General features: G+C 60.3%; 14 protein-coding genes. 6 read left to right on the top strand and 8 right to left on the bottom strand.

Annotated features, from left to right (window positions below):
- Positions 1-6 precede the first annotated feature (6 nt).
- Both P3T24_RS30570 and P3T24_RS30565 read right to left on the bottom strand, forming a co-directional pair.
- The gene (locus P3T24_RS30570) at positions 7-873 is read right to left on the bottom strand and encodes a hypothetical protein (protein WP_254368966.1); all 867 of its coding nucleotides are present in this window, start codon (positions 871-873) and stop codon (positions 7-9) included.
- 371 nt (positions 874-1,244) lie between these two features.
- Positions 1,245-2,132, bottom strand: a complete 888-nt coding sequence (locus tag P3T24_RS30565) for an SDR family oxidoreductase (RefSeq protein WP_429440388.1) — start codon at positions 2,130-2,132, stop codon at positions 1,245-1,247.
- 126 nt (positions 2,133-2,258) lie between these two features.
- On the opposite strand from P3T24_RS30565, the gene P3T24_RS30560 reads away from it, so the two are divergent.
- The 5 genes from P3T24_RS30560 to P3T24_RS30540 all read left to right on the top strand — a co-directional run bounded on the left by P3T24_RS30560 (position 2,259) and on the right by P3T24_RS30540 (position 7,386).
- A complete protein-coding gene (locus P3T24_RS30560) occupies positions 2,259-3,221 on the top strand; it encodes an AraC family transcriptional regulator (protein WP_429440386.1) in 963 nt (320 codons plus the stop codon).
- Positions 3,218-4,309, top strand: a complete 1,092-nt coding sequence (locus P3T24_RS30555) for an alpha/beta fold hydrolase (RefSeq protein WP_429440384.1) — start codon at positions 3,218-3,220, stop codon at positions 4,307-4,309. The genes P3T24_RS30560 and P3T24_RS30555 overlap by 4 nt, the downstream gene beginning before the upstream one ends.
- A gap of 281 nt (positions 4,310-4,590) precedes the next feature.
- The gene (locus tag P3T24_RS30550; protein WP_429440382.1) at positions 4,591-6,138 is read left to right on the top strand and encodes a methyl-accepting chemotaxis protein; all 1,548 of its coding nucleotides are present in this window, start codon (positions 4,591-4,593) and stop codon (positions 6,136-6,138) included.
- 108 nt (positions 6,139-6,246) lie between these two features.
- Complete coding sequence (locus tag P3T24_RS30545) at positions 6,247-6,951, top strand: hypothetical protein (RefSeq protein ID WP_074267328.1); 705 nt, start codon at positions 6,247-6,249, stop codon at positions 6,949-6,951.
- A 114-nt stretch (positions 6,952-7,065) separates the two neighbouring features.
- Positions 7,066-7,386 carry a pyrimidine/purine nucleoside phosphorylase gene (locus P3T24_RS30540; RefSeq protein WP_074267329.1) on the top strand — a complete coding sequence of 107 codons (321 nt, stop codon included), beginning with the start codon at positions 7,066-7,068 and terminating at the stop codon, positions 7,384-7,386.
- A 51-nt stretch (positions 7,387-7,437) separates the two neighbouring features.
- Here P3T24_RS30540 and P3T24_RS30535 read toward each other — a convergent pair whose 3' ends face one another.
- The 6 genes from P3T24_RS30535 to P3T24_RS30510 form a co-directional block, all read right to left on the bottom strand.
- Positions 7,438-8,349, bottom strand: coding sequence for a sterol desaturase family protein (locus P3T24_RS30535; RefSeq protein WP_429440380.1), 912 nt, complete (start codon positions 8,347-8,349; stop codon positions 7,438-7,440).
- 109 nt (positions 8,350-8,458) lie between these two features.
- The gene (locus P3T24_RS30530) at positions 8,459-9,163 is read right to left on the bottom strand and encodes a LytR/AlgR family response regulator transcription factor (protein ID WP_429440378.1); all 705 of its coding nucleotides are present in this window, start codon (positions 9,161-9,163) and stop codon (positions 8,459-8,461) included.
- Positions 9,151-10,224, bottom strand: a complete 1,074-nt coding sequence (locus tag P3T24_RS30525) for a sensor histidine kinase (protein WP_429440376.1) — start codon at positions 10,222-10,224, stop codon at positions 9,151-9,153. Before P3T24_RS30525 ends, P3T24_RS30530 begins: the two co-directional genes overlap by 13 nt.
- Positions 10,225-10,446: 222 nt before the next feature.
- Complete coding sequence (locus tag P3T24_RS30520) at positions 10,447-11,289, bottom strand: EamA family transporter (protein ID WP_429440375.1); 843 nt, start codon at positions 11,287-11,289, stop codon at positions 10,447-10,449.
- A gap of 166 nt (positions 11,290-11,455) precedes the next feature.
- The gene (locus tag P3T24_RS30515; RefSeq protein ID WP_074267331.1) at positions 11,456-12,100 is read right to left on the bottom strand and encodes an ureidoglycolate lyase; all 645 of its coding nucleotides are present in this window, start codon (positions 12,098-12,100) and stop codon (positions 11,456-11,458) included.
- Between the two features lie 139 nt (positions 12,101-12,239).
- Positions 12,240-13,373 carry an FAD-dependent oxidoreductase gene (locus P3T24_RS30510; RefSeq protein WP_429440374.1) on the bottom strand — a complete coding sequence of 378 codons (1,134 nt, stop codon included), beginning with the start codon at positions 13,371-13,373 and terminating at the stop codon, positions 12,240-12,242.
- Positions 13,374-13,470: 97 nt separating this feature from the next.
- Between P3T24_RS30510 and P3T24_RS30505 the strand changes: the two genes are divergently transcribed.
- Positions 13,471-14,157: a TetR/AcrR family transcriptional regulator gene (locus P3T24_RS30505; RefSeq protein WP_429440373.1), complete on the top strand. Its 687-nt coding sequence runs from the start codon at positions 13,471-13,473 to the stop codon at positions 14,155-14,157.
- The last annotated feature ends 59 nt before the right edge of the window (positions 14,158-14,216 follow it).

Genomic DNA, 14,216 nt, shown 5'->3' with positions numbered 1-14,216 from the left:
CGCCCTTTAAAACGTCACCGCTGTACGCAAGCTGGCGACGGCAGCGGCATTCAGGCGAATCTGATATTGGTGCGAGTAATTGAGTGTATAGCCGGTGGACGTACCGGGTGCCGCGACCAGGTACACGCTGCCGCCCAATACGGTTCCCGCCTTAACGAAGTTACCCTCATAGACATTGCCGTTGAGCTGGTAAAAGGTCCTGTAGGTAGGTGTCGTCAGGTTAGGGCGCACCGCCGAAGACACATACGTCGTCACGCCGTTGATCGACGACACGCTGCCATTGGTCAGCGTGTAGGTCGTGCCGTCATCGTTCGAGACAATGCCTCCTGCAGCCATCAAAGCCGCGATGGTCGTACCGCCTGCCACCGGATCGGGCGTATTGCCCGTTGTAGAACCGGCGTAATCGACAACCGTATAGGTATCAGCAACTTCGGTCGCCGTGTATTGAAGATATGCGGAACCAGTGCCCCAGACGGCCGATGCACTGAGTAGCGATGCGTTGTAGTAAAGCGCATTGAACCATTGCGCCAGAGCGGTCGGAGCGGCCGCGACGGCTCCGCTCAAGGGGACCACCGAAAGATTGCTGCGCAGCTGGCTTGCTACCACCGTCACGCCATCGGTCGCAAGAGCGTCGACCACGATGCCGGTGCCCTGGAAACTCGCAGTGTTAAGCGATCCGGAGCCCACGACTATTGCACCGTTGATCAGGTAGCGGCCATTGTCGAAGGTGGTCGGAACACTTAACGTGGCGGCAAGCGACGTCGACGGAGTGCCGTTCAGCGGTTGTGTGCCGGTGGACGGAGACGCGGCAGTCGACGCATGCGATTCAATCAGATAGTTAGTGCCGTTTACCGGCGTGCCTGAGGCTGGCAATGACCATTGAACGTTGTATGAGGCATTCGGCGCCAGCGCAAACTGTTCGAATGCTTTCTGATCCGCACTCAGGCCCGCAGTCGAAGATGAACTGCTACCTCCACCTCCCCCACCACACCCTATCAGTAGAACTGACAAAGTAACCGCGATCGCTATCCCTGGTCGATTGATGTTTTTCATTTTTCTTGGTTGTAAGCCTGCTGTTATATTTTTGAATTGCTTTAGTTGGACGCGTGCGCCAAGTCAAAGCAATGTGGTGGTATCTCTCTATACCGTTTTATTCTGCGTTAATAATTTATCACCCTCCTGATTCGGAGGGTGATATTTGGTAACGGATTTTTCCAGAGCACACGTTACCAAATATTCAACTTCTATCTATAGTTCATCGCTTCAAGATCGGCGATCAGTCCCGGCCCCTTCGGCTGCCACGAAAGTCGTTCCTGCGTAAACGCGCCGGATGCGGGCATGTCGCGGCTGACGAATGGACTGAGCCAATCGAAGTGTGCGGGTGCATCCTCAGCGGCAATGCTCTTTACCGGTACGTTTAGACCACGACCGATGGTTTCGGCAATCGTCCGCAGCGATATACCTTCTTCGTCGACCGCGTGGTATCGGCTGCCCGCTACGTTTTTCTGCATCGCCAGCACATAGACACGGACTGCATCGCTGAGGTGCACTGCAGCCCAACGGTTAAGCCCGTCGCCGACATAGGCGGAAACGCCTTTCTCTCGAGCCAGTTGAATCAGATTGGTAATGAGCCCTTGCTTGACGGGAGTGTGGACTTGCGGAAGCCGCACCACCGATACGTGGACGCCACGCTGGGCCAGAGCAATCGCAGTTAATTCCGACGCATTCCGCGGGCTCGGGTGGTCGGGATTCGTGTAGTCCTCCGTTGCCGGCTTGCCTGGCGCAGAGGTACCCAACATGCAAACGGAGGTAACGACGAGAGGGCGCTGCGAGCCGAGCAGCGCGGTGCCCATTGCTTCGACAGCTTGCTGGTCTGCTTCACAGTTCGCAGCGAACCTTGTGAAGTCGTGATTAAAGGCAGTGTGGATGACACCGTCGGCCATACCCGCGCCGCGGCGCAGGCTGTCGAGATCCTCGACATCGCCACGGTGCACTTCGGCCCCGATCGCGGCGAGCGAACGCGCACCATCCTCCGATCGCGTCAGTCCGAGTACCTGATGGCCGCCATTGATGAGTTCCTGGGCAATGGCGGAACCCAGAAAGCCGGTCGCACCGGTAACAAAAATACGCATGATGAATTGGCCTTTATGTAGGTTAAGGGCTGCAGTCGCAGTCCAACGATGCCTAATGTAGGCGTCGCCCGTGATACGATCAATGTCATATAGTCCGCATTTTTAGATCAATCGTCCGGGAATCTCATGGACCCGCTCTCAGATCTGTTGTCCCTGCTAAAACCTCGCAGCGTTGTATCGGGTGGTGTTGCAGTGAAGCCCAACACGGCGATTCAATGGCCGCGACATGAAGGCATCAAGTGCTATGCGGTAGCCTCCGGTCAATGCTGGTTATCCGTGGATGGCGTTGCCGACCCGGTGCTTCTCACTGCTGGCGACTGCTATTTGCTGCCGCCGGGTCCGCCTTTCTGTCTCGCCACTGACCTTTCGGCGAAGCCTGTCGACTTTGCACAACTGCGGATAACAGGCGGCCTGGATAGCAATCCCGCTAGCAGCGAAGGCGGAGGGTGTTATCTCGTCGGCGGCCACTTTGTCCTCACTGGCGGCCACACCGAGTTGCTGCTGGGCTCGTTACCGGCCATCGTGCATATCCGCAAGGAATCGGATAGGGCGGCGATGCGTTGGTCGCTCGAGCGCATGACCGAAGAGATGCGCGATCGGCAACCGGGGGGATCGTTGATCTCCCAGCAACTCGCCTACATGTTGCTGGTTCAGGCACTGCGCCTGCATCTGGGCGATAAGGCGAATGCGGGCGTGGGCTGGCTCTTCGCATTGGCGGATAAACAGCTAAGCGCAGCACTCACCTGCATGCACGATGACCCGGGGCATCCGTGGACGTTGCAGTCGCTGGCTGTGCGCATAGGCATGTCACGCTCGAGTTTCGCGCTGCGCTTCAAGGAGACCGTGGGGACGTCCCCAATGGAGTACCTGACCCGCTGGCGAATGCTGTTGGCGTGCGACCGGCTGAAGAATCCGGACGACTCCATTCCCCGCATCGCCGCATCGCTCGGCTACGAGTCCGAAAGCGCGTTCGGCAAGGCTTTCAAACGCGTCGTGGGCTGTTCGCCGAGGCAGCACAGCCGGCAGAGCACGACGTCACGCAGTTACGATATTCTCTCCTTCCGCACAATCGACGGGACACCGCTATGATTCGCTTCACATCCCTGCTGGCCACGGCAGGAATGTTCGTACTGACCGGCCTCGTGCCGGCCCACGCTGCGACAACTGAGCCTGCTTCCGAACAGGCAGCCGATTTCACCGAACACGACTTCCACTTCGCCGACGGCGCTACGTTGCCGGATATTCATATCCACTACGCCACCTTGGGCACGCCACGGCGCGATGCGCACGGCGAGATCGACAACGCGGTGCTGCTGATGCACGGCACCACCGGCACCGGCAAGGCTTTCCTCACGCCGACCATGCGCCAGGAACTCTTCGCTCCCGGCAAGCCGCTCGATACGAGCCGGTACTTCATCGTGATGCCCGATGGCCTGGGCCGAGGCGGTTCAAGCAAGCCGAGCGATGGCATGCACGCGAGATTTCCGCATTACGGCTATGGCGATGTCGTCGAGGCTAACCATCGTTTGCTCGTCGAGGGTTTGCATATTCATCATCTGCGCCTGGTGCTCGGCACGTCGATGGGTGGCATGCAGACGTGGATGTGGGGCGAGCGCTACCCGGAGATGGCGGATGCGTTGATGCCGATTGCCAGCCAACCCATCCCGATGGCCGGCCGCAACTGGCTCTGGCGGCAGATGATCGTCGGCGCGATTCGCAACGACCCGGGCTGGCAGGGCGGCGACTACACCGTGCCGCCCACCCAATGGACTCGCGTGATGCCGGTTTTCACGATCTTCACCAACAACCCGGCTCGCATGCAAAGCGAAGCTCCGGATCGCGACGCGGCCACGCATCTGTACGACACGCTGGTCGACAACGCCCAGAAGACCGACGCCAACGACGTGCTGTACTGGTTCGAATCGTCGTGGGACTACAACCCGGCGCCTGATCTGTCGAAGATTCGCGCGCGATTGTTTGCCGTCAACTTTGCCGACGATCTGATCAACGCCGCGGACTTAGGCGTCATGCAACGGGAGATGAAGGCGGTGCCGAACGGCGGGTACGTTGAAATACCCGAGACTGCGCATTCTTACGGCCACCAGACCCTCGCTCATCCTGAAGTGTGGAAGCCCTACCTGGTGCAGTTGCTGAGCGACACGGCCCAGGCGCACTGACCGATGCAATGACCGAAGGACGCCAGCACGGTCATCGCGTATCGTGCGGGCGCAAGCGTTTCTGATGGCCCGTTGCAGGACCCATCACGCGTCCTGCAACGGGCCGTAACATAGTGACGACGCTGTTACTACGCTTTTGCTACGCCGTTCTCAGCCCGTTGAACACCTGAAGTTCGAATCGCCCCTTCATTTTCCCGATCTATTGCCGTAAACCCCAATGACCGCGCGCGCCTTTCCGGTGCGACGTTTTCCTGTTCCGCTGGCTGTGCCTTGAGGCGTCTATGTTTTCCAACATCACGATCCGCGCCCGTCTCGCCCTTGCGATGGGCTTCCTCGGCTTGCTCATGACGATCGGCGCTGTGCTGGGCGTGGTTGGCATTGCCCTGAGCAACGCAGATCAGAAGGAGCTCTATTCCAACGAACTCGCGTCGGCGATTGCGATCGGCAAGTTCAATTTCTTCTATGCGCGCGGCCGGCTGGTGCTGGACCGGATTGCTGCTCAGCCAGATCGTCCGGATGTCGCAAGCCTCGAAACTCGCGCACGCGAGCAGTTTGCGATCGGCGACCAGGCCTGGCAGACCTACCGTGCGCTACCCTCGGTGCCGCAAGAGCAGCAGCTGGCCGAAGCGGTCGAAGCCAAGCGGACGCTTGCCATGAACGGGCCGGTTGCCCAGGTGTTTGCCGCGATCGACCGGCGAGACACCGCGCAACTGGCCGATCTGATCTCGAACAAGATGACGGCGCCGTTCAACGAAATCACGGACCGTTCCGCGGAGCTCGAGAGAATGCAGGCGGATCAGGCACGCAGCCGGTACGACACCGCGCAGGATCGTTTCCACACGATTCTCGCGCTCGCCGCGGTCGGTCTTCTGATCGGGCTGTCGATGGCTGCATTCGCATGGCATGCGCTGCGCAAATCGATTGCAGGCCCGCTCGATGAGGCCATGCACCACTTCCGCGCGATCGCCGATGGCGACCTCAGCCGGCACATCGAGGTACGTTCGCGCGACGAAATGGGTCAGATGCTGCAAGACCTGCGCATGATGCAGTCCCGCCTCAGGGAGGCGATGGTCTCTGTGCGCGACGGAGCGCAATCCATCTCCACGGCGACCGCGCAGATCTCTGCGGGCAACACCGATTTGTCGCAGCGAACCGAAGAGCAGGCGGCTTCGCTCGAAGAAACCGCCTCGAGCATGTCGGAGCTGACTTCGACCGTGCGCCAGAACGCCGACAATGCACGTCAGGCGAGCGATCTCGCGAGAGTCGCGGTAGGTGTTGCGCACGAAGGCAGCGATGTCGTTTCAAAGGTCGTGACGACGATGGACGAGATCAACGCGAGCTCGAAGCAGATTGCCGACATCATTGGCGTGATCGAGGGCATTGCTTTCCAGACCAATATCCTCGCGTTGAACGCGGCAGTTGAAGCGGCGCGAGCAGGTGAGCAGGGACGGGGCTTTGCGGTCGTGGCGGGCGAAGTGCGTACGTTGGCGCAACGCAGCGCATCGGCGGCCAAGGAAATCAAAACGCTGATCAGCGAGTCGGTCAACCGGGTGGGGAACGGCACCGAGCTGGTCGGTCGCGCTGGCAAGACGATGACGGAGATCAACGACGCGGTGCGCCGCGTGACCGACATCATGGCCGAGATTGCGGCTGCGTCCGAAGATCAGAGCGACGGCATCGAGCAGGTCAACAAAGCCGTCTCGCAGATGGATGAAGTTACGCAGCGCAACGCAGCGCTGGTCGAGCAGGCGGCGGCCGCAGCCGTTTCGCTCGAGGAGCAGGCCACGCGCATGAGCGATGTGGTGGCGGTGTTCCAGTTGCCGGTTTGATCCACAGGCAGCAACCGACGGATGGCGGTCGCTTTGGCCTGAAAGGTCCTGTCGAATCGTTACAATGCTTCGATGAACCATGTCCCGCATCCGCATCGAGAGCAAGACATGCTGACCTCCTATTTCTGGAGCGGCGACGCTATCCGCAGTCGGCGCGTTAGCGACATCGTGCTATTCGACACGATCGACGTGCCCGTGCCGCCCGTGCGTCTGCTTGCGGACTGGGACAGGGAGATATCGTCGCGCATGGTTCTGGAGCCCGGCGACGTCGAAGTCATGCCTTTAGCACGGGCACGTGCCCGCTGGCCCGATTACTCGCGCTGCGTGCAGGCGATGTTCGACTGGACGTCCTCGCTTGGATTGCCTGAAGTGCTGGCGTCTAGCGACATAGCCCTCATGGCCAGCCGCGGTGCGCGCTATCACTATGACGGTGAGCAATATGGCAGCGCGGCCTTTTGCAATCTCTTCTTAAGTGAGGACAAAGGGCTGGACCTGCATTTTCCCTCTTTAGGCCTTCGTATTCCTCTAACCCGCGGGACGGCAGTCATATTCGACACATGCCAGCCGCATGGCGTAATTCCGCGCGGCAGTAATGGCTTTAATGTGCCTGATTTCACGCCGGATCGGGATTGGCACCAGATATTCCTGACCTGGGAGCTACCCATTGAAGATATCCACGTAGCGCACGCGCTTAAGGTCGACTTCGATATCGACCCTTCGACCGCGTTGCAACTGGACACAGAGCAGGTTTGCCTGAACGGCGAACGTGTCGCGGTGTGCCCGGAGTCTGGTCGCTGGCGCTTGGCCGACTAGCTTTCTGGGCCGCGTCGGGGCCTGTATCATGACAGGCTTGCGCCCGTTAGAAAGCCCGCGCAGCGGGGCCGCCCAACGTCAACGCATCCATTCACGATTACCCAGAGGAACGCCATGTCGGCCGCAACGCAATTCGATCAAGTTTCCGTTATCAAACGGGCCAACGTCTACTTCGACGGCAAATGTGTCTCGCATACCGTTCTCTTCGCCGACGGCACCCGCAAGACCCTCGGCGTGATCTTGCCCGGCACGCTCAACTTCGGGACCGACGCGCCGGAACTCATGGAAGTGCAGGCCGGCCAATGCCGCATTCGCCTCGAAGGCAGTGACGAGTGGAAGACATACGGTGCGGGTGAGACATTCTCGGTGCCCGGCAAGAGCCGCTTCGATATCGACGTGACCGAAACGCTGGACTACGTCTGCACGTATCTGTAAGCGCAGGGCAGTGGGGCGTGCGGCGCCCCATGCTCATATAATCAAGGCACACTACGGTTGCTCTATTCCGAACGGCCGTCCTTCTGCGCGTCGCCGTAAATCTTCGGTCGTTTCCCCCTCGTTATCGGGCTGCCACCCAGGTGGCCGGATTACATAGCCCACCGCTTCCTGTATCGAGCGCGCCGCAACCAGGTCGTGCCACAGCGCACGCCAGTGATTGAATTCGACGGTCAGCAGGTTATAGCTCGTCATTGGCCGGACAAGACCAAAACGGCACGGCACGTCACGTCTTTCAGCAATGTAGGTACCGAATAGCCGGTCGAAAACAATCAGCACTCCACCATAGTTTCCATCAAGGTATTCGACGTTGCAGGCATGGTGCACGCGGTGCGCAGAAGGTGTGTTAAGGATCCATTCCAGCGGTCCGAGTCGTGGAATCCAGGTGACGTGTAGCCAGAATTGATAAAGCAGATTGATCGAAAGAAGCGTCAGCACAATCTCAGGCGGCATGCCCAATAGCGGCGCGAGCACGTAGAAAACGGTCGAACCGGCAAGACGACCGGTCCAGCCCAGGCGGTACGCCACGGACAAATTAAGCTGATTCGGCGAATGATGGATGGCATGGGTGCACCAGAACCAGCGAATCCGATGAGCGGAACGGTGGTACCAGTAATAGCAGAATTCCTGAGCAAGGAAACAGGCGAGCCAGCCGGTCCAATGGTTCATCGGCACGGTCCACAGCCTGTGGTGCCAAAACCAGTGCATGACATTGTTCCAGTACGCAAGAGGCAACCACCACTGCAATGGATACGCACGAACCAGAAAATCGGTGAGCGACACACCGGAAGCTCGCCAGTCAAACTCTCGCCAGCCATGCCGCACAGACAGCAGCAAAGCCTCGACCAACGCCGACACGAGTACCAGAGCGACGGAGTATTTGAGTATGGTGAGCATTAAATCCATAGCCGGCGAATCCTTATCGTGATGCTAACCAGCGTAGTCCGGCAATGCCTGTGCGCCAATCGATCTGGGACGAGTTGGGTCCGCTGCGGGGCGGCCCGGACGGATTGCGTTATTGCTGGAGACGTTGCATCAGCGCTTCCCGATACTGCCGGCTGCACGGGGCCTCGGCGCCGCCACGCAGTACAACGGTGGCATCGCCTTTTCCCTGTGGCCGTACGGTAAGCACCGCGTCTAGCGCTACTGCGGCGCTGCGATGCGTGCGCACAAATGTTGGGCCGAGGTCACTGAGCAAGGCAGTCAGCGTGCGGCGTATCAACAGGCTACGCCCGGGAAGATGGATCGTGACGTAGTTGTCAGCTGCTTCGAGCCATTCGATGTCGGCGCAGCGCACGACATGCGTTTGCCCGCGCTCGGCAATCATCAGATGGGCTGGTACGCCGATACTTGCGCGAGCCGCGCCGTGCTCCGATACGCGCAAGCGCTGCACGGTGCGCGCGAGACGTTCCGGTTCGACTGGTTTCAGCAGGTAGTCGGTTGCATGGGCGTCGAATGCGCGCAACGCGTACTGGTCGTACGCGGTCACGAATACCACTGCGGGAGCGTCGTCCGGCAGCGATGCAGCCACGTCGAAGCCATCGACCTCGGGCATTTGCACGTCGAGGAAAATCACGTCTGGCCTTAGTTGTGCAGCCAGCGTCAACGCCGCAGTTCCATCGGATGCTTCGCCGACTACTTCGACGTCGGGAAACGCCCGCAGCATGCGCAGCAGTTTGCTGCGAGCGAGTGCCTCATCGTCGACAATCAGTGCACGCATGGTAGTTTCATCCCAGCGATTAGCCCACCCCCGGGCCGCAGTCGCAGTTCGAGGCTTGCTCGCGTTCCGTAGAGCGATCGCAAACGGTCCTCGAGGTTGCCGAGTCCTACACCGCGCCTGGCGGGAAGGTGCTGCAAATCGCCATTGTCCTCGATCTCTATCTGCAACTGGCCCATGCTGCACGTTACGCGTATTGCGATGTGTGTGAATGTACCGCGCTGTTCGACGACGTGGCGAAAGCAGTTCTCCAGCAGTGGCTGAAGTCCGAACGTGGGAACACGGCAGGTCTGCGCGGCGGCGTCGATTTCCCACGAAATCGCCACACGGTCGGCGAAACGCGTGACCATGATGTCTGCGTAAGCGTGAAGCAGCGCCAGTTCGTCGGCCAACGGCTGTTCGGGATGTTGGCTCGCGTCGGTGGCCGCGCGTAACAGGTTCGCGAGGCGGGTGAGCAGGATGTCGGCCGTGTTGGGATCGCTGTGAATCAGCGAGGAAATGGTGTTCAGTGCGTTGAACAAAAAGTGCGGCTGCAATTGCTGTGTTAACTGCGCAAGTTGCGCTTGCCGTGCCAGGTTCGACTGCCGCTCGGAATTCAGGCGCTCGGTAGACCACGCGCCATAGGACCTCAGGCCGAAATGGATACCGCCGAATAAGGCATAGAACAGCAGGAAGTCCGTTGCTTCGTAGGCCATGACTTCTCCCCACGGCCCATGGTGGAATCTTTGGCCCATGAGTGCGTAGATGCCGATTCGTAAGGCGTACATCGCAGTGACGTAACCGACCAGTTGAAGCGGCATCCACGCCCAGGCGTGGAGAAACCATTGCAGCGGATTGCTGATGAGATGATCGAACCGGTCGGCGCGTCTTATCTGTATTGCAAACAGTACGGTGGCGGCGATGGCGGACGAGCCGATGTTGACGAGCGGCGGCCAGACACGCAGCGGGCCTGTCCACAGGGAGTCCTGGATCGCGACAGCCAGCATGAGTAGCCAGAACGCTGCCCAAGGCCACGCAAGGCGCCGCCACAGGCCTCTGGGAATGAGCCTGCTAGTGGTGTTCATTTGCACGACTCATTCACGCTCGCCCCCAGCACAGGTTTCGTGTCGAGGCGGCATCGTGGCTCTATCCGGCAGCGGCCTCATGCTCGCACGGTTTCGGCGAGCGCGGACTATGGTAGTCGCAAATAGATGCTCTGGTCCAGGAGGGGTGGCGGTGCAGGAGCTTTGAGCGTTCCGTTTCGCACGAAGCAACGCGTTGTTGAGCGAGATCTGAATCGTGCTGGGTTAAAGCCCCAGACAGATCGCCCCGGCTGCGACGATCATGCATGCGAGCCAGCGCTTTGCGCTTACCGTTTCCCGCAAGAATACTCGCCCTATCAGCACTGCAAATACCACGCTCGTTTCGCGCAACGCGGACACCGCACCCATCGCGCCCGACTGCAGCGCCCAGATTACGATGCCATACGCAGCGATCGATACCACACCGCCAATCAGCGACGAACCGACCGACAGCGGCGCCTCGCGCACCGGTTCCCACAGCGCCGTGAGCCCACGCACCGCGACGAACAGCACCGGCATCAGCCAATAGAACATGAACATCCAGGCGGTGTAGGCGAGCGCCTGGCCGCCGGATAAGCGCACGCCGATGCCGTCGATCACCGTATAGACCGCGATTGTCGCGCCGGTTGTCAGCGCAGCCAGCACGCCTGCGCGCGACACGTGTTGGCCCTGCAGCGCGATCGCGATGATGCCACCGGAGATCATCGCAATCCCGAGAGCGTGCAAGGGGCCGATCGCTTCGTGCGCGAAGAGTGCTGCGCCGAGCGTGACAAGCAGCGGAGACGAGCCGCGCGCGACCGGATACGCTTGCGCCAGATCGTTGCGGCGATATGACCGCACGAGCGTCACGTTATAGACGATATGTACGAGTCCCGATGCGCCGATGTACGGCCACGCCGCGCGGGCTGGCCACGGTACGAACAGGACGACGAGCGTGGAGATTGCCGCGATGGCGATGCTCATCCACGTCATGGAGAGGAACCGGTCGCGATTGCCATGCAGCATCGCGTTCCAGCTCGCGTGAAGCAGGGCGGCAAGCAGAACGAAACCGCCAGCATAACTAAGCATTTAGATTTGTAGCCAAGGGTATGGCAAACAGGATATCTATCCCGGCATCAGCTGACAAACCATATAAGTTGAGATATCACGTTAGATAAACTCTCGTGAGTGAGAAGGCGTGGCTCGTTGACCGCGGCGGGCAGGCGCCGCGGTCAAAGGCTTACCCTTAGGCGTCTCAGCGGATGGGCGCTTCGAGAAGACAACCAAACTCCTGGGCAAATTCGACAGATACCCGTGCGTGGACGGCACCCTGTTTGTCGAAGAACCGTTGCGTGCCGCCAAGCGTGAACACGCCTTCATGCCAGATGTTTGGATGAATGTAGAGGCCCTGTTGTCCGTCGAAGCGAAAGCACACGAACTTCTCTGGCGCAATGTCATCCCCGGGTAACGCTAAGGGGATGTAGAAGGGGCGGTGGTCGAGCGGGAAAAACAGTTGCCCGCCGTCAGGATGATAGTTCGCATGCCAAAGCAACATGCGCTCCGGCGCATTCGGATTGTCTTCGCGGGCCGCTTCTGGTTCTGTTGCGTATGCCAGGACATAGTGACCGCCTACAGCCTCGTTTCGACCGTAGAGAATGTCGCCACGCCACTCGCTCACGAAAACGCCCTCGGTCGTGCCTGCCTGATCACCGGTGTCCGCGTCGATGGGTCTTGAACCCACCCTCGGCCACTGCACGATTTCGATTGAGCACTCACGCGGGTCTTCGACAAGCTTGCCAAAGCCTTCAAGTGTCGACGGGGTCGCGTCAACCACGGGCATCGACACGCGGCGGAGCCCAGAAGGAAGAGCGGGATTGAGGTAATCGATAGGTTCGGACATGGAGACAGTTTACACGACTCGGCCGTACCTGTTCGCTTCCGCGGGCACCTTGGAAGACGCGCCGCCTGTCCGGCTGGATCACGCAAGCTGCGCCGCGACACGCGCCAGAATGCGAGGTAGGAGCAGGGAAGGCGTGTGATTACCTGATGGCCTCATAACCGGTGAACATGGCAACCAGGCCCTCGGGTGCGTTGGGGCCAAGACACATGTTCAGGATTCTTTCCGACTCGACAGCTTCGGCCGCGCTGCGAGGAAAGAGATCCTTCTCATACGCGATAAGAGCGGCCTCGATGTCACCTGGATTAGCGGCGATGGCCTTTCCGAGCTCGGCGCCGTCGAACATGGCGAGGTTGGCCCCTTCGCCAGACGGCGACATCAGGTGCGCCGCATCGCCGAGCAACGTCACTCCGGGCACACGCGCCCACCTGTGCTCGACCGGGAGCGCATGAATCGCGCGCGGCACCGGGGCGGTCTCACCATCGGTGATGAGCGCTCTCAGTGCCGGAGCCCAGCCGTCGAACTCTTCGGCGACGCGGGCCAAGGCAGTCGCCGGGTTGGAGAAGTCGATGCTGTCGATCCACTCCTTGGGCTTGTTCAACTCCACGTACGTGTGTAGCACCCCATTGGGTTCGCGGTGCGCGGCGATGCCTTTGCCGGGTGTCAGCGCGAACAGCGCGCCACCGCCGACCGCTTCCGCGCTCGCCTTGTGACGTGTGTCGCTGTCAAACAGGTACGTCTCGATGAATGACGTGCCGACATATGCCGGCCTGGCATCGGAAAGAAGGGGGCGCACTCTTGACCAGGCGCCGTCGGCGCCCACGAGGAGGTCGGTGGACACCGTTGCGCCATCGGCAAAGGTCAACTCGTGCCGTCCATCGCCGAGTGCGGACACCGCTGTGACTTTGCGTCCCCAGCGCACTGTGTCAGCAGGAAGCGAGTCGAGCAGAATCCTGCGCAGCTCGCCTCGCGGAACCTCAGGCCGGCCGCCTGTGCCGTCGTCGGGCTCTTCAAAGAGGACATTGCCGTCCTTGTCGAGTACGCGTGTTGCCTGACCGCCGGCGTGGATGATTGCGCGGAATTGATCGAAGAGGCCCGCATCCTTGAGCGCGAGTTGCCCGTTGTTTTCGTGGATATCGAGCATGCCGCCCTGCGCCCGCGCGTTTGCCGAGGCTTCCGCTTCGTAGATCGTCGCAGCAATGCCATGGACGTGGAGAACGCGGGCAAGAGTCAGCCCGCCGAGCCCCGCGCCGACGATCGCAACTGAAGTATTCATCCTGATTCCTCGATAGCCGGAGGTGGCCGCAAGCTGCGGGCACTCACTGGAACGTCATTCCAGAGTAATATTGGAACAACATTCCATAGGTGTCAAGATGAGGCAGGGTAAAAAGGCACGTAGCACTCAACGGCGCGAAGACTCGCTGTCTCCGGATCGAATCGTCGAGGCGTCGATCGCGCTTCTCGACAGCAGCGGAGAGAAGGGCTTGACGTTTCGCGCACTATCCGAGCGGCTTGCCACGGGTCCCGGTGCCATTTACTGGCACATCGCCAGCAAGAACGATCTGCTGACCGCTGCGTGCGACGCCATCGTCGCTCGCACGATGAGCGCGCCTGTGGATGACGCGACGCCGAAAGCAACCATTCGCGCGCTCGCGCTTGCCATGTTCGACGCGATCGACGCGCATCCCTGGGTTGGCTCAGCACTGACACGTGCCCCCGGGCAGTTGCCGATGGTGCGCGTTCTCGAACGCATCGGCCAGCCGTTGCGCGCTCTTGGCGTGCCAGACGAAGAGCAGTGGGCGACGGTGTCCGCGCTGCTGAGCTACATCCTTGGCGTCGGTGGGCAGAACGCGGCGAATACGCATTTCGCTCGCGAGCAGGGCCTCGATAGAACCAACTTTCTGAACGAGGTGTCGACCGTATGGTCTCAGCTCGATCCGGATGAATACCCGTTCACCCGCAGCGTTGCGAGACGGATGAGCGCTCACGACGACCGTGTCGATTTTCTCGTTGGAATCGATCTTATGCTTGACGGGATTGGGGTGGCGCGTGGTCGCTGATATCGGGCAGCGTTACACCGGCCGTGCACACACATGCCCCTTCATCCATAGACCAGCAA

The sequence above is a fragment of the Paraburkholderia sp. GAS33 genome, from assembly GCF_050436645.1.
Taxonomy (GTDB): Bacteria; Pseudomonadota; Gammaproteobacteria; order Burkholderiales; family Burkholderiaceae; genus Paraburkholderia; species Paraburkholderia phenazinium_B.
Note: the sequence above shows the minus strand (reverse complement) of the source record. Positions and strands in the feature narration are given on the sequence as shown.

What these genes read in the sequence shown, in the direction of transcription:
- P3T24_RS30515 (WP_074267331.1), bottom strand. Translation starts at nt 12,100, where the DNA reads ATGTCCGAACCTATCGATTACCTCAATCCCGCTCTTCCTTCTGGGCTC.
- P3T24_RS30535 (WP_429440380.1), bottom strand. Translation starts at nt 8,349, where the DNA reads ATGGATTTAATGCTCACCATACTCAAATACTCCGTCGCTCTGGTACTC.
- P3T24_RS30510 (WP_429440374.1), bottom strand. Translation starts at nt 13,373, where the DNA reads ATGAATACTTCAGTTGCGATCGTCGGCGCGGGGCTCGGCGGGCTGACT.
- P3T24_RS30545 (WP_074267328.1), top strand. Translation starts at nt 6,247, where the DNA reads ATGCTGACCTCCTATTTCTGGAGCGGCGACGCTATCCGCAGTCGGCGC.
- P3T24_RS30550 (WP_429440382.1), top strand. Translation starts at nt 4,591, where the DNA reads ATGTTTTCCAACATCACGATCCGCGCCCGTCTCGCCCTTGCGATGGGC.
- P3T24_RS30505 (WP_429440373.1), top strand. Translation starts at nt 13,471, where the DNA reads ATGAGGCAGGGTAAAAAGGCACGTAGCACTCAACGGCGCGAAGACTCG.
- P3T24_RS30540 (WP_074267329.1), top strand. Translation starts at nt 7,066, where the DNA reads ATGTCGGCCGCAACGCAATTCGATCAAGTTTCCGTTATCAAACGGGCC.
- P3T24_RS30520 (WP_429440375.1), bottom strand. Translation starts at nt 11,289, where the DNA reads ATGCTTAGTTATGCTGGCGGTTTCGTTCTGCTTGCCGCCCTGCTTCAC.
- P3T24_RS30565 (WP_429440388.1), bottom strand. Translation starts at nt 2,132, where the DNA reads ATGCGTATTTTTGTTACCGGTGCGACCGGCTTTCTGGGTTCCGCCATT.
- P3T24_RS30530 (WP_429440378.1), bottom strand. Translation starts at nt 9,163, where the DNA reads ATGCGTGCACTGATTGTCGACGATGAGGCACTCGCTCGCAGCAAACTG.
- P3T24_RS30560 (WP_429440386.1), top strand. Translation starts at nt 2,259, where the DNA reads ATGGACCCGCTCTCAGATCTGTTGTCCCTGCTAAAACCTCGCAGCGTT.
- P3T24_RS30525 (WP_429440376.1), bottom strand. Translation starts at nt 10,224, where the DNA reads ATGAACACCACTAGCAGGCTCATTCCCAGAGGCCTGTGGCGGCGCCTT.
- P3T24_RS30555 (WP_429440384.1), top strand. Translation starts at nt 3,218, where the DNA reads ATGATTCGCTTCACATCCCTGCTGGCCACGGCAGGAATGTTCGTACTG.